This is a genomic window from Mucilaginibacter sp. SG564 (genome assembly GCF_013149275.1).
GTDB lineage: Bacteria > Bacteroidota > Bacteroidia > Sphingobacteriales > Sphingobacteriaceae > Mucilaginibacter.
The window spans coordinates 156,513-175,953 of record NZ_JABGNA010000011.1 but is presented as its reverse complement, the minus strand read 5'-3'; the positions used below and the strand labels follow the sequence as shown (position 1 = coordinate 175,953).

Annotated in this window: 11 protein-coding genes; 8 read left to right on the top strand and 3 right to left on the bottom strand. The window is 44.2% G+C overall.

All coding sequences use genetic code 11. The features are described from left to right. Positions 1–23 precede the first annotated feature (23 nt). Positions 24–947 (bottom strand): S1C family serine protease, encoded by a 924-nt coding sequence (locus FHW89_RS23055; protein WP_172337407.1) that lies wholly within the window; start codon positions 945–947, stop codon positions 24–26. A gap of 623 nt (positions 948–1,570) precedes the next feature. Between FHW89_RS23055 and FHW89_RS23050 the strand changes: the two genes are divergently transcribed. From FHW89_RS23050 to FHW89_RS23030, 5 genes are all read left to right on the top strand, one after another. After that, positions 1,571–4,828 (top strand): TonB-dependent receptor, encoded by a 3,258-nt coding sequence (locus FHW89_RS23050; protein ID WP_253952305.1) that lies wholly within the window; start codon positions 1,571–1,573, stop codon positions 4,826–4,828. Between the two features lie 11 nt (positions 4,829–4,839). Continuing rightward, positions 4,840–6,708: a RagB/SusD family nutrient uptake outer membrane protein gene (locus FHW89_RS23045; RefSeq protein WP_172337406.1), complete on the top strand. Its 1,869-nt coding sequence runs from the start codon at positions 4,840–4,842 to the stop codon at positions 6,706–6,708. Between the two features lie 261 nt (positions 6,709–6,969). Then, positions 6,970–10,056, top strand: a complete 3,087-nt coding sequence (locus FHW89_RS23040; RefSeq protein ID WP_172337405.1) for an amidohydrolase family protein — start codon at positions 6,970–6,972, stop codon at positions 10,054–10,056. Between the two features lie 19 nt (positions 10,057–10,075). Then, entirely contained in the window at positions 10,076–11,392 is a 1,317-nt protein-coding gene (locus FHW89_RS23035) for an amidohydrolase family protein (protein WP_172337404.1), read from the top strand. A gap of 757 nt (positions 11,393–12,149) precedes the next feature. Next, the gene (locus FHW89_RS23030; RefSeq protein ID WP_172337403.1) at positions 12,150–12,674 is read left to right on the top strand and encodes a C40 family peptidase; all 525 of its coding nucleotides are present in this window, start codon (positions 12,150–12,152) and stop codon (positions 12,672–12,674) included. A 92-nt stretch (positions 12,675–12,766) separates the two neighbouring features. On the opposite strand, the gene FHW89_RS23025 is transcribed toward FHW89_RS23030, so the two are convergent. Further along, positions 12,767–15,442: a c-type cytochrome gene (locus tag FHW89_RS23025; protein ID WP_172337402.1), complete on the bottom strand. Its 2,676-nt coding sequence runs from the start codon at positions 15,440–15,442 to the stop codon at positions 12,767–12,769. Between the two features lie 184 nt (positions 15,443–15,626). On the opposite strand from FHW89_RS23025, the gene FHW89_RS23020 reads away from it, so the two are divergent. Next, entirely contained in the window at positions 15,627–16,769 is a 1,143-nt protein-coding gene (locus FHW89_RS23020; RefSeq protein ID WP_172337401.1) for a C1 family peptidase, read from the top strand. A 109-nt stretch (positions 16,770–16,878) separates the two neighbouring features. Here FHW89_RS23020 and mug read toward each other — a convergent pair whose 3' ends face one another. Continuing rightward, positions 16,879–17,400, bottom strand: a complete 522-nt coding sequence (mug, locus tag FHW89_RS23015) for a G/U mismatch-specific DNA glycosylase (protein ID WP_172337400.1) — start codon at positions 17,398–17,400, stop codon at positions 16,879–16,881. 243 nt (positions 17,401–17,643) lie between these two features. Here mug and FHW89_RS23010 point away from each other — a divergent pair, with 243 nt between their 5' ends. Together FHW89_RS23010 and FHW89_RS23005 are read left to right on the top strand one after the other, a co-directional pair. Beyond that, complete coding sequence (locus tag FHW89_RS23010) at positions 17,644–18,183, top strand: RNA polymerase sigma-70 factor (RefSeq protein ID WP_253952304.1); 540 nt, start codon at positions 17,644–17,646, stop codon at positions 18,181–18,183. Positions 18,184–18,251: 68 nt separating this feature from the next. Then, the gene (locus tag FHW89_RS23005) at positions 18,252–19,382 is read left to right on the top strand and encodes a FecR family protein (protein WP_172337398.1); all 1,131 of its coding nucleotides are present in this window, start codon (positions 18,252–18,254) and stop codon (positions 19,380–19,382) included. Positions 19,383–19,441: the final 59 nt, after the last annotated feature.

Genomic DNA, 19,441 nt, shown 5'->3' with positions numbered 1-19,441 from the left:
TATATCAAACTCACATCATCCAATCAATTCTTCTGAACAGGGGTAACCCGAAACTCTGTTTTATAATTGTTTCGTAATACACCTATAAATTGAAATTGCCCGATTTTTTCGTCGGATAGCAATTTAAAAAGCGCATCAGAACTTTCAATAGCCACATCATTAAAGGAGAATAAAATATCCCCGCTCTGTATCCCGGCTTTATCTGCAGGGCTTCCCTTCGCCACATCAGAAATAAACAGGGCCTGTTTATTAGCTACTTCGGCTATTGTGCGTAATTTGGGTACAATGTCTATCTGTTGTAGTACCAAGCCCAGGTAGGCCCTTCTCACTTTTCCAAAACGTATCAGCTGACTGGCTATATCCTTTGCGGTATTGATGCTGATAGCAAAACATAATCCCTGCGCGCCATTTATGGTGGCTGTGTTAACGCCAATTACTTCGCCATCGGTATTAATTAGCGGCCCACCGGAGTTTCCCGGATTTAAAGCCGCGTCTGTCTGGATCATGCTATCCATCTGACGCCCATTCTGGCTTTGAAGCGTTCGGCCAAGGGCACTTACAACTCCGGCTGTTACGGTATGCTGAAATCCCAGGGGATTCCCAATGGCTATAACCAGCTGACCTATGGCCAAGGCTTCCGAATCGCCCATGTGTACTGGCACAAAGTCCGCTGCCGAAATTTTAAGTATGGCCAGGTCTGTATCGGGGTCCTGACCTATTAGGGTAGCCAGGTGCGTGGCACCATCATGCATTTTAACCTTAATGATCTCTGCCTGCTGCACTACATGACTGTTGGTAAAAAGGTACCCGTCTGAAGAAAAGAGGAACCCTGAGCCCGAGCCAACAGGTTGTTCCTTACCCTTTTGTTGTTTAAAAAGTTCAATTTTGACCACTGCTGTTTTTACTTTCTCTACAGCATTAATAATGGTCGAAGAATACTGATCCATATAAATCCTTTCAGGCAATGGTCCTCAATAAGCGAACCCTTTGAAAAACACTGTTATAATTTCCGTATTCGACGCAGGTTCATTGAAAAAACATGTTGTTTTGTCATTAATTACCTTGTAATGAACCCGATTAAAGGATTGTCTTTTTTTTGTCTTAACAAAAATATTTTACATAGCTTATTAATATTCTTTCCCGGTGTACAACTTATTTAAATATTATTATATTAGCTCTGCCAATTGAAAAAGTGTTATTAGGACAATTAATGTCTGTATAAACCTATTGATAATTAAACATTTACCTGATAATGCCTGGTTGATAAAGTGCACTTATCAACTTTTTATCAGAAACAGCCAATAGTACACAGCACCCTCTTACTCCACCCCTGAGTATTAGGACGTGATATTATTTGCCCTTGCCACGGCATCCCGGTATCGGGTATCGCCTATATCAGCCTTTTTATCGAATTAACCAATTAGTGAAAAATAAACTAAAACAATTGCCTATGGGGAAAATGAGCTAAAACGATTATGTAATGTCAGAGAGGCCATGATTAATGGATTTCCTCCTGAAAGTATCTGCACATCTTATTACACGCATTAATTATTAACTAATTAAAAAAGCTATGAAACACAATTTGGATAGGAGCTATCCCCTGCTAAAAGTTTATAAAACTATTTTGTGCCAACTATTAATAATGCTGATATGGGTGCCATTTTCCCATGCTGATGTTATTAATACCCGGAAAATATCGTCCAAAACGATATCGGAGCGAAAAAATAACCTAAATACTCCTGTTAAAATTTCCGGTAATGTAAGCGATCAGACCACGGGCGAAAAACTGGTAGGCGTATCGGTTATGGTGAAAGGTACCAATAACGGTACGGTGACCGATATTAAAGGAAACTTTACCATTACCGCTCCCGATGACGGAACGCTGGTGGTAACTTACATTGGGTATAATACTTTAGAGGTTCCTGTTAATGGAAAAAATGCCATCAGTATCAAATTGCAAGCCTCATCAAAAGGACTTTCTGAGGTTGTTGTAGTAGGTTATGGCGTACAAAAAAAGGTAACCGTTACAGGCGCTGTAGCCGCTGTAAGAGGGGCCGAGTTGGAAAAATCGCCTACGGTAAACTTGTCAAATACACTGGCCGGTCGTTTACCGGGAGTTACAGCGGTACAATCAAGCGGCGAGCCTGGTTATGATGGATCAGCTATCCACATCCGCGGAACCAACAGCCTGGGCAACAGTGATGCCTTGGTGGTTATTGATGGTGTACCAGACAGGGCCGGAGGTTTGGAGCGTTTAAACTCGGCCGATGTGGAAAGCATATCCGTACTAAAAGATGCCTCTGCGGCTATTTATGGTTCAAGGGCGGCAAATGGTGTTATTCTGATTACCACCAAACATGGTAAATCAGGCAAAACACAACTTTCCTATGATTTTAACCAGGGTTGGGCGCAGGCAACGGTGATACCCAAAATGGCCAATGCAGCAGAGTATGCAACCATGCTCAATGAACTTACTTTATATTCTATTGTTGATCCATCAGAGTGGGGCCCCGCATGGGCGGGATTTCAACAAACGGGTAGCTATAAAGATGTAGACAAATCCAAAATTATCCAGCCTGCCGATATACAGAAGTATCGCGATGGATCGGATCCGCTTGGCCATCCAAATACCGATTGGTTTAAAACCACGTTAAAAAACTGGTCGCCTCAAAGCCGTCATAATCTTCAGTTAAATGGTGGCTCAGAAAACTTCAAATTCCTCACCTCGCTGGGTTATACCAACCAGGATGGTTATTATAAAAACTCCGCGACGGGTTACAAGCAATATGATTTCCGCATAAACCTGGATGCAAAAGTAAATAAGTATATCAATACCAGCGTTGGCGTAACGGCACGTGAGGAAGCCCGTAATTTCCCTACACAAAGCGCGGGCTCTATATTCCGGATGCTGATGCGTGGCAAACCGACAGAGCAGGAGGTTTGGCCCAACGGGCTGCCAGGCCCGGATATTGAAAACGGCCAGAATCCGATTGTGATTACCACCAACAAAACAGGGTATGACAGGGACAGGAGGGATTACTTTCAAACCAATGGAAAGGTAGAAATACAGGTTCCGGGGGTAGAAGGCTTAAAATTAACAGGTACAGCTTCTATTGATAAATATATCAAGCGGGAAAAGGTATGGTCGACACCATGGACGCTGTATTACTGGGATCATCAATCCTTTGAGGCCGATGGTAAAACGCCGGTACTTACGCCCAGTGTACGCTCTACCTTCACCGATCCGCGGCTATCCCAAAGCGACGAAAATAAACTGAATGTTTTACTCGGTGGCTTTGTTAATTACGACCGCACCTTTGGCGATCATACCCTCAACCTGATGGCCGCCGTAACCCGCGAAACCATAAGCGACGATTATTTTAGTGCCTACCGGCGTTATTTTCTTTCGCCCGATGTGGATCAGTTATTTGCCGGTGGCGATGCCGAAAAAGATAATGGCGGTGGTGCTTATGACCGTGCCCGCTTAAGCTATTTTGGCAGGGCGGCCTATAATTATAAACAAAAATACCTGGCCGAGTTTTTATGGCGCTATGATGGGTCATATATTTTTCCCGAAGCACACCGTTTTGGCTTTTTTCCGGGCTTTTTGTTAGGTTATAATATATCGCAGGAAAATTTCTGGAAAAACAATTTTAAGGCCATCAATTACTTAAAGATAAGGGCCTCATACGGCCAAATGGGTGCCGAGCCATATTTTAATAACACCTTGCAGGAAAATCAATACCTGTCAACCTATGGTTTTGGGAGTTATATATTAAACAACCAGGTGGCCAAAACATTATATGAGCTTAGGGTACCCAATCCTAATTTTACCTGGGAAGTAGCCAATAACTACGATATAGGTTTAGAAGGAGAACTGCTCGAAGGGCGCATTAATTTTGAGCTGGATTACTTCTACAACAAACGAACCAATATACTCTGGGCCCGCCAGGGTTCAACGCCTGCCAGTACTGGTATCAGCAACCTTTTACCGCCCGAAAATATAGGCAAGGTTAATAATAAGGGTTACGAGTTTAAGATAGGATATAAAGGAAAGATAGGTGAGCTTAAATATAATGTGAGCATCAACGGCGGATATGCTAAAAATAAGATCATCTACCAGGATGAAGCGCCCGGTGTGCTTCCATATCAGCGGCAAACAGGCATGCCCATCGGATCGCCGCTTTTATATGTTGCCGATGGCGTGTTTAAAGACCAGGCCGAAATCAACGCCAATAAAGTAGATTATAGCGAAATGACCCCCCAGCTTAAACCCGGCGATCTGCGGTTTAAAGATATCAATGGCGATGGCAAAATTAATGGCGACGACCGTAAAATAATGGATATGGGCTTAACCCCCAAGTTTACAGGTGGTTTTGCTATTAACCTGCAGTACCGAATGTTCGACCTGTCGATATTATTCCAGGGCGCAACAGGTGGCTATCTGCCGGTGGATACAGAATCGGGCGATATCGGTAACTATCTGCAATATACCTATGATCACCAGTGGACGGTTGATAAGCCAAGCAGTGTTGACCCGCGTATAGCCAACCGTGGCGATGCCTGGTACTCCCTGGGTAATAAGGCCAATACCTATTTCTACAGAAGTACCAATTATCTCCGCTTAAAAAACGTGGAGTTGGGTTATAATCTGCCCGGTAACATTGCGCAAAAAATTGGCATGGGCAATTTACGGGTATATGTAAGTGGTCTCAACCTCATTACCTGGGACAAATTACATATATGGGATCCGGAGTCGCTTTCTGGTAACGGACAGTATTATCCGCAGTCGAGAATTTTAAATACCGGTGTCAGAGTAACCTTTTAATAACGAAAACCATGAAAAATTTAATCAAACCTATTTTAACTGTATTAATTGTTTCGGGCGCGTTACTTACCTCATGTAAGAAAGACTTTTTAAATACCAAGCCCTTAACAGAAGTGCCTTCTGAAGATACCTGGAAAGACGGCGCTCTTTCCACCGCCTTTGTAAATGAAATTTATAACGGCTTAGGCAACGGAGGCTTTGATGAACAGGAGCTGGCTTCGCTGTCAGATGAGGCTGTATTTACCCATCCCGGCAGAAGTATCAATATCGTTAATGAAGGTACCCTCGGCCCAAGTAATATCGGCTGGACAAACAATACTTACGAATGGGGCAGCATGTATAACCGCATTCGCACCTGTAATGTGGCTTTGCAAAACCTGGCCAAGGCCCCAATTGATCAATCACTCAAAGAACGCCTGCAGGGAGAAGCTCATTTTTTAAGGGCCTATTTTTATCAGCAGTTAGTACGCTATTATGGTGGTATACCTATTATTACCAAGGTTTACCAATTAGGCGAAGCTGATTATTCCGCAGCACGAAACAGTTATGACGATTGTATCAAATTCATTACTGCCGATTGTGATAGCGCTGTTACGCTGCTAACAGGTAAAACTCTGGATAAGGGTCGTACGTCTGTACCGGCTGCTCTGGCTTTAAAATCAAGGGTATTGTTATATGCCGCGAGCGATCTGCACGATATCCCTACCGCGAAAGCCAAATCAAGTGTGATCAGCGGTTACGCCCATCCCGAGCTATTAGGTTACATCAGCGGCGACAGAACGGCTCGTTGGCAGGCGGCAAAAGACGCGGCTAAAGCGGTTTTAGATGCAGCGGGTACCGGCTACAAACTTAATTTAGCTGCACCAGCTTCTTTTGATGATGCCAAAACCAACTATATCTCTATCGCGATGGGCGGTGGCAGTAAAGCCACATTTGTTGACGCAACTGCCGCATCCGAACTTATTTTTGCCCGCTATTTTGTTGCTGGTAAAGACGAGGGCGGAGAAAACGTAGGTTTAAATAATGGCCCAAATGGTTATCACAATTGGGCAGGTAATACACCGGTTGAAAACTTAGTAAGCGACTATGAAAATATCGATGGCACTAAATTCGACTGGAATAACCCGGCCAATAAAGCCGCGCCCTACAAAAACAGGGATCCAAGGTTCTATGCCTCTATTCTGTTTGATGGAGCCGGATGGAAACCACGCGATAAGATCTCTGGTAATGTTGACCCGGCTAATCAAATTCAAACCGGAAGTTACCAGGTAGGCTCGGGCACGCTGGCCGGTCTGGATACCCGCCAAAGCAGTATAGAAAACTGGAACGGCAGCTGGACTGGTTACTACGTGCGGAAGTTTATCGACATAGACCCGAATGTGGTTGATAATAACACCAAGCAGTTTATCCCCTGGCCGTTTTTTAGATATACCGAAGCGGTATTTAACTATGCCGAAGCCTGTATCGAATTAGGTCAGGATGCCGAAGCCCGGACGTGGCTCAACAAGATCCGTTTCCGTGCGGGGATGCCAGCCCTTACAGAATCGGGCGATGCCTTGAGGCAGCGTTACCGCAATGAGCGCCGGGTAGAGATGGTTTACGAAGAACAACGTTACCACGATGCCCGCCGCTGGATGATAGCACCCACAACCCTGGGCCGAAAGCTGATCTTTATAACAGTAACCGGCACCTTAAAGCCTGGTCAAACAGCTCCATCGCCATATAAGCATGACGAAACTGTTTATAACTATACCTATACGCCCGTTATTGATAACAGTATCGAAAACAGGCAATGGCTGGATAAGATGTACTTTTTACCTATCAGTTTAACAGAAGTAAATAAGAACCTCAAATTGATCCAGAATCCGGGATATAATTAAAAAATAGAAAGGCTATTTAATAAATTAATATTTGCAGAAGGCTTTGCCGTTATTAACAGCAAAGCCTTTTGTTTTTTTAATCAATGTAATTAATTTTTAAGCTTTCAAATCGCTATATGGTGCTGAAATTCGCTTAGATTTATTAAAATGGGTATTCATAAGGATTAATACGGCAGGTTTAGTGTAACAAACCCATGATAATTAAAATATTTATTCTTTTTCAGAGCTTAGATTAATAAATTTAGGGGTAAGTCAATACATATGAAAAAAACAATACTTTTTTGCTTTCTCTTTTTTACTCTAAAAATTTCTAATGCTCAGGAAACCTTCCCGGTTAACGGTGCATGGGATATCCGTCCGGGGCAATATGCGTTTACCAATGGTACTATAGTTACCAGTGCTGATCAAACCATAAGTGGCGGCACGCTATTGGTTAAAGACAGGATAATTGAAGCCGTTGGCAAGGATATCCCTATCCCGAAAGGTTACACTGTAGTTAACCTGGATGGGAAATATATTTACCCCGGTCTTATTGATGCCTATACCACCTACGGTATACCAGAACAACCTCGACAAGCTTTCGGCGCCGGTGGTTTCGGTCGGGTTATCGTACCCGTATCCACCAAACCAGGGGCTTATGGTTGGAATGAATCCATCAAGCCTGAGATGAATGCCAAAACGGTATTTCATGGTGATGCAGCAAAGGGCGAAGAGCTAAAGAAAAACGGCTTTAGCACCGTACAATCATTGATACATGATGGCATCGCCCGCGGAACTTCGGTGGTAGTTAGCCTGGCCGATGAGCGCGATAATTTAGTGATGCTGAACGATCAGGCGGCCGCGCATTATTCTTTCAGCAAAGGAACGGCTGCTACCAATTATCCATCATCATTAATGGGGAGCATAGCATTACTCCGTCAAACCTATTATGATGCGCAATGGTATAAAACACAAAAAGCAGAATACAATATTTCGCTGGATGAATTTAACCGTACCCAAAACCTGCCCCAGATTTTCGAAGTAACCGACCCGCAAAGTATTTTACGGGCCGATAAAATAGCCAAAGAGTTTGGCCGCCATTATATTTACAAGACCGATGGGTTGGAATATCGTCGTATCGCCGCGATCAAAGCTACAGGCAGTGAGTTCATTATTCCCGTGAATTTCCCCGAGCCTTATGATGTGGAGGATCCTATAGATGCCCGGACTGTTAAATATGAGCAATTGAAAAACTGGGAATTGGCCCCAACCAATCCCGGGGTTCTGGAAAAAGCAGGTGTGAAATTTGCCATAACATCATACGGACTGACCAATGCCCGTGATTTTTGGACAAACATCAGAACGGCCATCAACTCCGGATTGAGCGAAAAACAGGCGCTAAATTCATTGACAACAATCCCGGCAGAAATACTCGGTGTATCCGGCAAAGTAGGTACTTTAACCAAAGGCAAACTGGCCAGCTTTATTATTACTTCGGGCGAGCTGTTTAAACCGGATAATATCATCTATGAAAACTGGACAGAAGGCCGCCAGTATGTGGTTAGTAAAATGAATATTGCCGACTTACGGGGTAATTATCAGCTTAATGGAACCGGCTTTGCCAATACCACTTTAATCATCAGCGGTACGCCTGGCGTGTATGAGGCGAGTGTTAAACGCTCTGGCACGGATAGCACCCGCACCCGCGGAACTATCACCAGAAATGGCGACCGGGTAAGCATCTATTTTGATTATAAGAAAAGCCCCGAAGGTATCATCCGTCTATCCGGATATATCGCTTCTGCGTCACCCGTAACCTTGAAAGGGGATGCTATATTCCCGGATGGCTCATTAAGTAAATGGACAGCAACGTTTACCGGCGCAGCTTCTGCATCCAGGTCTTCACAGGATACTCCTAAACCTAATGCAAGCGTTGGTCCAGTTATTTATCCGTTCACCGCGTTTGGTAATACCGAAATACCCAAGGCCGAGACTGTGTTATTAAAAAACGGCACCGTTTGGACAAATGAAAAGGATGGCATATTAAAAAACACCGACGTTTTGCTTGAAAATGGCAAAATAAAGGCGATAGGTAAAAACCTTTCGGCAGCAGGCGCAAAAGTGATTGATGCTACGGGCAAGCATATATCTGCCGGTATTGTTGATGAGCACTCACACATCGCTGCAACCGGCGGGATTAACGAAGGCACACAGTCGGTTACCTCGGAGGTTCGCATAGCCGATGTTATTGACGCGGAAGATATCAACCTGTACCGTCAACTGGCAGGCGGGGTAACCACATCACATATATTGCATGGTTCGGCCAATGCTATTGGCGGGCAAACGCAACTGATCAAACACCGTTGGGGCATGCTGCCCGAGGAGATCAAGGTTGCAGGTAGCGATGGCTTTATCAAATTTGCCCTGGGCGAAAACGTAAAAGGTAGCAATAATGGGCCTGTCGCCAATAATTCGGCCCTGCGTTTCCCGCAAACACGTATGGGGGTTGAAGAAGTATATATAGATGCCTTTACACGTGCCAAAGAATACAAAGCTGCCCGCGCCGTAAAAGGAAGCACTACCCGCAGGGATCTGGAGCTGGACGCCCTGGTAGAGATACTGGATAACAAGCGCTTTATTACTTGTCACTCTTATGTACAATCGGAGATCAATATGCTGATGCATGTGGCCGATTCCATGGGTTTTAAGATCAACACTTTCACCCACATATTGGAAGGCTATAAAGTGGCCGATAAAATGAAGGCGCATAATATCGCCGGTTCCACATTTTCGGACTGGTGGGCATACAAAAGCGAAGTGGCCGAGGCTATTCCATACAACGGTAAGCTGATGCATGAGGTAGGTTTGGTAACCGGCTTTAATTCGGATGATGCGGAAATGGCCCGTCGCCTGAACCAGGAAGCCGGGAAAGCCGTAACCTACGGACACATGAGCGAGGAAGACGCTTTAAAACTGGTGACCCTGAACCCGGCAAAAATGATGCACGTAGATAACCGGATAGGCAGTATCAAGCCTGGTAAAGACGCTGATATTGTTTTATGGTCGGCCGATCCGCTGTCTGTTTATGCCGTTGCCGAAAAAACTTTTGTGGATGGCGTATTGTATTGGGACATTGAAAAGGATGTCGAAAAACAAAAAGCCATAGCTGCTGATGAAGCCCGTATCATACAAAAAATGCTGGAAGCAAAAAGCAAGGGCGCTGCTACGCAAAGACCAACTGCTACCCGTCGCAGGCTTTACGAGTGCGAAAGCGTAGAAGAAGATAATTTTGTGGTAGCCGACGACTATACAGAAATGGAGCGGGCAAAACAGGCTGCACGCGAAGCAAGAGACCATAATGAGCAATAATTTCCTATTTAAAATTAACATGAAAAAAACGATATTAAGTTTAGGAGGATTATTGCTTGGCATTTCCTTCTCTTACGGACAAGCGAATATTTCACCAGCCAAACCACAGGCAAAGCCGGTAGTAATTACAGGCGCAACTATACATATTGGTAACGGACAGGTAATTAATAACGGTTACATCACTTTTGTAAAAGGCAAAATTACAGGTATTGGTGAAGGCGCTGCACCAAGCGTTGCCGATGCGGATGTGATTGATGCAACCGGGAAACAGGTATACCCGGGTTTCATTGCACCCATGACCACCTTAGGCCTGATTGAAATAGAAGAGGGTGCCCGTGGTACGGTTGATGATACAGAAACCGGCGACCTTAACCCGCATGTACGCTCCCTGGTAGCCTATAATACCGATTCCAAAGTTATTCCAACGGTGCGTTCCAATGGTATTTTACTGGCTCAGCCTACACCAAATGGCGGGGTAATTTCAGGGGAGTCATCCGTAGTACAGTTAGATGCCTGGAACTGGGAAGATGCGGCATACAAAAAAGATATGGCCATTCACTTAAACTGGCCCGTTGCCGCCAGTGGCCGCGAAAGGAGAGGGGCCGCGTTGCCGGTACCCGGGGTTGTGCAGGAAACACCAGCTCAGCGTGCCCAGAAAAAGATAGATGAGATAACCAGCCTGTTTGAGCAGGCTAAGGCCTATACCGAGATAGCTAAGCCCACGGTAACCAATATCCGCTTTGAGGCTATGCGCGGTTTATTTAACGGTACAAAAAAGCTGTTCATCATTGCTGATAATGCCAAAGAAATAGGGCAGGCAGTAGCCTTCTCCAAACGTTTTGGTATTGCTGCGGTTATTGTGGGTGGTAAGGAATCATACCTGGTTACCGACCTGCTCAGAGACAATAATGTGCCGGTAATCATCCGCGAAACCCAGGCTTTGCCGGATAGGGACGAAGACGATGTTTACCTGCCATACAAATTACCCAAGCTGTTGCAGGATGGGGGCGTACTTTATGGCCTAACCGGAACCGGTTTCTGGCGCCAGCGTAATCTACCATTTGAAGCCGGGCAGGCGGTAGGGTATGGCCTAACCAAAGAGCAGGCCTTATCTATGATCACCCTGAACAACGCCAAAATATTGGGTATCGATAAAACCACAGGTACTTTAGAAACCGGGAAGGATGCCAACCTTTTTATATCCAAAGGAGATGCCCTGGATATGATAGGACTGGATGTGGAAACCGCTTTTATACAAGGTCGTAACATCAACCTGGATAACCTCCACAAACAGCTTTACAAAAAGTTTAGCGACAAATATGGCTTAAAGTTATAATTGATTTTTGAGTCATAAAAGTGGGGTTACATGGTTTACACTTTTTATGGTTTACATTTAGTTAACTAATTTAAAATCAAATATTTAAATATATTTTATAGCGATAAAGTGGGTTTACATGTAAACCCACTTTATTTGCTTAAAAGAGGTTTTGCGGGTAAAGGTATAATGAAAGAATGCGGGCTGTCACCCTGAGCTCCGCCGAAGGGTGGAGCGCAGAGGCCTGCCACCATGCTTCGACGGAGCTCAGCATGACAGCTATCAAAAGAGCCAGAGCCCTTGTGCGATTCCTTCCCTGGGGAAGGGGAGGAAGGGGGTTATGGAACAGGATAAGCATCGCGCGTAGAAACCCCTCCCTGCCGCCACACAGTTCATCGCACCCCTCCCGTGGGCTACGGTGTGTACTCATCTTTTAGTTAAATCCCCCAATAGGGGGAATAGCTTTGTAGAAAACAGATAGTTATGTGCTTTTTGCTCCGGTAGGCGCAAAACATCTGCTCCCAGATCCAGGCCCATGTATAGGTTTTGCACCTGACGGAGCAAAAATATCTCACGAAAATGATATGCTACAAAGCTTTAGCTCCTAATGGAACATATTACGTCCCATCAGGGTCTCCTGAAAGGAACCCAATGTTAACCCTGGTCAATACAAGATGCAGGATACTTTTACATAAAGCGATGTTAACAAATTGTTTAAAAAAACTTGTTCGTTCTTTTAATTGCCTGTTAGTTTAATTTTATAAATTGCCGGGGTAATATGAGTAAATACTTGATCCTCCTTCTTTTTATAGGCCTTACCACATCGCTGTTCTCCAAAACGCATGTGCGCAGATTTAAATTAACTCATAAAATAAAGCATGTAAATGCCAGTTTATCAACAGATAGCGTTTCGGCGGATACGCTTTTACATTTCGCCCAAACCCTTTTAGGTACCCGGTATCGTTCCAGATGTTCCGATCCATCAGTGGGTTTCGATTGCTCTGGCTTTGTTAGTTATGTTTTCAAGAAATTCAACTTTAATGTGCCCCGCTCATCATGCGAGTTTATCGGTGTAGGCACAAAAATAAGATTAGAGGATGCCCGGCCGGGTGATATTATCCTGTTTACAGGCACCAAGAAACATACCCGCCGGATTGGCCATGTAGGCATCGTATATTGCAACTCCAGCGACGAGTTTAAATTTATCCACTCCACATCGGGCAAAGAACATGGCGTTACCATATCCAATATGGACGAAAGGTATAAACGTCGCTTTGTACAGGTTATCCGCTTATTAATTTAACAAATTATCCATCCAATTTGATATAAAAAAAGCTTCTTTGATGACCAAAGAAGCTTTTTTTATGACGATTTTCCGTCCTTTTAACAAATAATTTAATTCTTCTGTTGGGAAAGAAAGGTAATGAGCGAAGCGAATTCCTCGTACGATAACGCGTTGGCCAAACCTGTTGGCATCATGGAGGTTTTTAATTCTTTACGACTGATCACATCAGCAGCTTTGATGGTAAATACATTGCCGGTTATATCCCGCATCACAATTTTTTGTGCCGATTCTTCGGTAATAAAGCCCATATAGTTTTTGTTTCCTTTGGCAGATATCATAATGGTGGCAAAACCCTGCGAAATGGAAGCGTTGGGTTTAAGAACCGACTCCGCAATTTGCTGCCTGGTCATGATCGAGCCTATCTGCCCCATAAAGGGTCCTTTCAGCTTTTCGCCCCGGGTGAGGCTATGGCAGGCGATGCAACCCTGGCGAGCAAAAAGAGCTTTACCTTTTAAGGGATCACCCTTTATTTTAGCGATCATGATCATCACATCCTCGATAGAGGATTTTCCGATCTGGCCTTTTTTATTGGTGATCTTGGCCAGGTCGATCTTAACTTCTTTCTGGGTAGTAGCTTTTTCTTCGCCGCCAAATGCTGTTATGCCCATTTGATGGCGGGCATTTAAATTGGCATAAAATTGTTTCCCAGCAGGGCCCGATTTTGTCCATTGGGATTTTAAAAACTGCTCAATTTGAACTGAACCAGCCCAGGTAACCCCTTTGTAAATTGGCCCGTGCGAATCTGGTCTGGTACCCCACCACCAGGAAGCATCGTAATCAGCCTCCTTTTTATAAAGGCGTGACAGGGTTACGAGTATCTGTTTTTTAGTTTTATCATCCTTCACTTTGGTGTAGGCTTTAATTAAACCATCAACGGCTTTCGCATCATACATATACCGTAAAGCCCATAAAGCCAGGGTTGAGTTTGGGGTGCCGATGGCATTTACACAAGCATCAACCGCGTTCATGCTCACCAATGCCTTTGCCGCAAGGTGCGGCAGTATAATAGGCGAATTCGGCTTGGCATGAGGGCCTTCTTCGTTTTTGGCTGGCGCCACAAAGGAAGCCGGAACCGGTGTTGCCAATAAGGCCTGCGCCGCGGCTATCCTCCCCAGACGATTCAGACCTACGATAGCTGCTGCTTCAACACGTTCAGATGGATCTTTCAATCCGGCTAAAAACGGCTCAATAGGTACGTTTTGAATGCCCGGCTTTCTATCGGCCAATGCCCTTAACGCAAATTCTTTCAGATCTTTATCTTTAGTAAGCTGCACTAACGCAGGTATGCCATTTTCACGGGTAGCCTGGGCGTAAGTGTAAACACCAGCTACGCGCGCATATAACGGCAGGCTTGCATCGTTAGCGATCCCTAATGATAGTTTACCGGCCTCTTCAGCATGATGAGCAAGGAGCTCCTGGGACGCGTTTAACCTGGCCACGGCACTTGCCGATTTCAATAAGTTTGCCAGATCACTTGCAGAAGCTGTTTTAAGATCAGGGAAAGCTTTGTAGGTCCAATCTTTAGGTACGGCTCTTACCACATAACCCTTGGCAGCATCGCCTGAATAACCGGCGCCATCCCAGGCCGATAGATAAAGCCTTCCGGATCCATCCACATCCAAATCTGTAATTTGCGGTAACTGGATAAATTCTTCTTCTTTTTGCTGAAAGCTGGCGCCATCGGGTTTTATACGATTGATATACAATTCGCTTCGTCCCCAATCGGCGGTCATGGGTACGTGGTTGTATTTTTCTGGCCAGGTAGGTTCGTCCATAAATAAAGATCCCGTGCCCGATCCACCACCTAAATCAACCAGAGCCGGTAAGATCTCATCTGTAAAGTGCTGAAACAATACCGGGTACCCGTACTCGCCTGATTGGATGTGATGAGAAAAGCGGATGTTCCAACCACCACCGTCATTGGTATTGTCGCGGGTAAAAACGTTCATGTAAGGATCGATAGCGACATCATAAATATTCCGGGTGCCATGGGTGTAGATCTCCATCTCGGTTCCATCGGGGCGTACCCGAACGATGCCGCCGCCCAGCATGGTTAATTTTTTACCGCTGCGGTCTACGGCATCATGAAATCCAAAATCGCCCACGGCAATATATATCCAGCCGTCGATACCCATGCGTATACCATTGGTAGCATGGTCTGTACCGCGTTCGGCCAGCATGTGGGCATTGCTGATATGTTCAATAAGCGGTTTTGGCGGCCCGTCGGCAATACCGTCCTGGTCTTTATCTGTAAAAACTTCCAGGTTCATGCCTGTAGCTTTGCCTGTTTCTTTGGAAAATACGGTATGCATTACAAAAACCTGGTCGCCCATTACCAGGATACCGCGTGGATCATCAACTTCGGCAAATTCTGTATGCTTGTCTATCTTGCCATCATTGTCACTATCAACCAGCCTGATGATTTTCCCTTTACCGGGAGTTTTGCCTAAGGAACCTATCATATCCACACCAACAAATACCTCACCGGTTGGCGCTGTGGCAATACATGCCGGACTTGGGGTAAGATCCGGGCCGGCAAACCGGGCAATGGTTAATCCATCGGGCCCATGTGAGGTATCTCTTTGCCCGATAGTTGATGCTTGGCTTTGATTTAGCAAAGGATGCTTACTTTGTGATTGATCTTCTTGTAAAAAAGTACCTGCGAAATACCGGAGTATACCCAAAAAAACAACGACAAAAAGCAGGTTGAAAGAAAGTTTTAGCATAAGGTTAAAAATTTTAGGAAATAATTTTGCTGTTACGCGGATAAATTTATGCGTTTCATTTCATGATCTCTTCATTTTTTTTACCCAATTTAACGTAGATGACTGGGGCCGACTGATAGACTAAATCGTTTTTAGTTTCTTTATAATTGAATTGTTTAATACATTTATTCCTTTACAATAAAATATGAAACAAATAGCTTCATTTCTGGTACTTTCCGCTACGTCTTTAGTGGCATTTTCCCAGGAACCAAACACTAAACTCAATCTGGCAACACCAAAGCCCGAGTTTACAATTCTCAAAAATAACCAGGCAACACCGGTTAAAAATCAAGGCAATTCCGGTACTTGCTGGTGTTTTGCTACCACGTCGCTTGTGGAAAGCGAAATGCTTTCTAAAAAGGAAAAAGACCCGGACCTATCTGAAGTGTACACGGTATATAATTTATATATAGATAAAGCCGAAAAGTACATTCGCAGGCGTGGTAACACACGGTTTACCGAGGGCGGCATACAGCAGGATGTAATGTTTGCTGCCGATAACTTTGGCTCCGTGCCACAAGAAATTTACCCGGGTGTTGGCCGCGATACGGTATTAAACCACGATGGGCAAATGGAAGCTAAATTGAAAGCTTACCTGGATGATTTGCTGAAGAATAATCCTGATACCATTCCAGCAGCCTGGAAAGTAAACTATAAATCAATTTTAAACAGCTACCTTGGGACTCCACCGGCAACTTTTAGCTATAACGGGAAAACTTATACGCCAAAATCGTATGCGGCAGAGTTTGTTCCGCTTAAACTTTCGGGCTACATAGGGCTAACTTCGTTCAAGCATCACCCTTACAATACCACTTTTGCTATCGAAATTCCGGATAATTATAACAGTAACATGTTTTATAATTTACCGCTTGATGAATTTATAAAAACCGTTAAAACAGCTGTAATGCAAGGTTATACCGTAGCCTGGGATGCCGATGTAAGTAATAAGGGTTTCCAGATGAAAAAAGGGTTTGCCAAATGGGTTGATAAGGACGACGAATCAAAAGATTTTGCAACTTTTACGGAGAAAACACCAACGGCCGAAATTCGCCAGGATTTGTTTGACAGACAGGTTACCCAGGATGATCACCTGATGCAGATAACAGGTCTTGCTAAAGACAGCAAAGGTAATGAGTACTTTATAGTGAAAAATTCATGGGGTAAAGGTGCGAGCCCTTTTGCCGGTTATTTATATGTGAGCATACCTTATTTTGCCATAAATACCATATCGGTAGTTGTAAACAAAAAAGCTATACCTGCATCTTTGATAGCAAATGTTGGTGACTGATAAGCAGTTTTTTCTGCCCCGGTTTTAAATGCATGAGAGGTTTCCTGAATGAAATGATATCGGGAAACCTCTTATAATAAAGTTAGCTGTCGGATAAACCGGGCTGTTATTAATGTAGCGTATCAATCTTTATCGCATTGAGCAATTGCCGGTAATGTACAATAAGATCGGCAAGGGTAAACCCCCGGTTTAAGCCGCTGGGGTTTGGTAACACCCATACTTTAGCCCCACAGAAATCCTCGGGTTGATGTCCCCACATAATCTGCTTTTTTCCGGAGAAAGCCATGTAGGCAGGTTTGCCGAGGAAGGCTATATATTGAGGTTGAAAACGCGTCATTTTGATTTTAAAGGTTTCGATGGAATTGTCGAACTCTTCTTTTGAAAGCTCATCTGCCCGGGATGTGGCCCTTGCCACGGCAGTGGTCAGTCCATAACCAAAATCAAGAATAGTGGCATCATTCAGGGCTTCAATTTCATATGGCGTAAAACCCGCCTGGTACAAAACTTTCCAGAAACGGTTACTTCGCCCCGAAAAATGGTGGCCATCCCATGCCGATTTTAAACCGGGATTGATCCCACAAAAGATCACTGTCAAGTCTTTGATAATAAGATCGGTTAGTATTGGCGGCATTGGATAAGTATAATCAAAATAAACTGGTGTAAACGCTACAGATTAACGGCTGATTTTCTATAGGTAATATCCAAAATTTCTATCCAATAAATGGGGCGTTTTTTAAGGTAATTTTTAATCAACGCGTAAAATAAATTTTACAATTTAATAATGTAAAGAAAAAATACCTATAATTGTTTATTTAACACCAATTGTGTTTGTGTGGTCCCAATGAGTTCTTATGAATTATTTTCAGATACAGAATTGACCCTTTTACTCAGGAAGGGCGACGTGACCGCTTTTTCAGAAATACACAGCCGGTATTATCCCTTACTATACAAGCACGCTTACAAGCGATTACAGGACCGGGAAGAAGTTAAAGACATTTTGCAGGAACTATTTTCGTCTATTTGGCACAACAGGACCGCATTTAACCTGAGTACAAGTCTGTCTGCATATCTGTATACCGCCGTCCGCAACCGGATTCTGAATATTTATAAGCATCATAAGATCAAATCTGATTATGTTGCTTCGCTTCAAAGCTTTATCGATAACAATCAAGTGCCGGAGCCCGATGAAAATGTGAGGATAAAACAACTGATCGAGCTTATAGAGACAGAAGTTGCTAAACTACCAACGCAAATGCGCCGCATATTTGAAATGAGCCGCAATGCCAATCTATCGCACCAGCAAATAGCCGATGAGCTCAACATCAGTCCGCTTACGGTACGTAAACAGGTAAACAATTCCCTTAAAATTTTAAGGGTTAAGCTGGGTACGCATTTTTTTATGATTTTTTTTTAATTCCGTCTACTCCCTCCGCCGGGCTGAGTTGTCTTTAGTATGATCAAGCGCTATATCCTGTATAGACCATGCATAAAAACAACGCAGAAGATTTATTACGACGGTACCATAACGGACAGGTTTCTGAAGAAGAAAAAGCCTGGGTAGAAACCTGGTACCTGCACATGAAAACCGATGACCAGACTGATGAGTTGACCGACGATGTTATGGAACACGACCGGCAGCAAAGCCTGGATGCATTGCTGCACGATATTAACGCACCTCGCCATACACGCCTGTGGCCCCGGTTGGTAGCCGCGGCAGTAATTATAATGATACTGGCCGGTATTTATGCCTTAAACCACAGGCAAAAAACACCACAAACCGTTGCTGCTACTAAGCCGGTAGTACATGATTTTGCACCCGGTAGCAACAAAGTGATCCTGACGCTTTCAAACGGCAGCAAAATAGAGCTAAACGATGCTAAAAAGGGTAAAGTAGCTGATGAAGGTGGTACCCTTATCAATAAAACTGCCGACGGGCAAATCAGTTACGCGAAACAGGAGGGGGCAGATCATCTCAAAAATCAACAGCTTTTTAATACGGCGGCAACCCCGCGCGGCGGGCAATATCAGTTGGTATTGGCCGATGGTACACGGGTTTGGCTGAATGCTGCTTCATCGGTTAAATATCCGGTTGAGTTTTCGGGTTCGGAACGTAAGGTAGAATTGACCGGCGAGGCTTATTTTGAAGTTGCCCATGATCAGAAACGCCCTTTCCGGGTGGTATCAAACGGGCAGATGGTTGAGGTGTTGGGCACGCATTTCAATATCAATGCTTATGATAATGAGCAGGCAGTTAAGACCACCCTGCTGCAGGGCAGTGTACGTATTGTAGCCGGTGCTAATATCAAAACGATAAAGCCCGGCGAACAGGCGCAGTTAAAACACGGCCAGGTAACGGTGAATGCAGTAGATACCGACGAGGCCGTGGCCTGGAAAAACGGTTTCTTTAATTTTAATGATGCCGATATAGGTACCGTGATGCGGCAGCTTACCCGCTGGTATGATCTGGAAGTGAAATATGAGGGCAGCATTCCGCAGCGGCAGTTTACGGGCGAAATCTCCAGAAATGTTACTGCCCGCCAGATCCTGGACATTTTAAGCTTTAAAAAAATTCACTATCGGATAGATGGGAACACCATAGTGATAACACCATAACAGAATATTCACCTAATTAATTTAAAATGAAAAGAAAAATACTACAAATGTCTTAACCA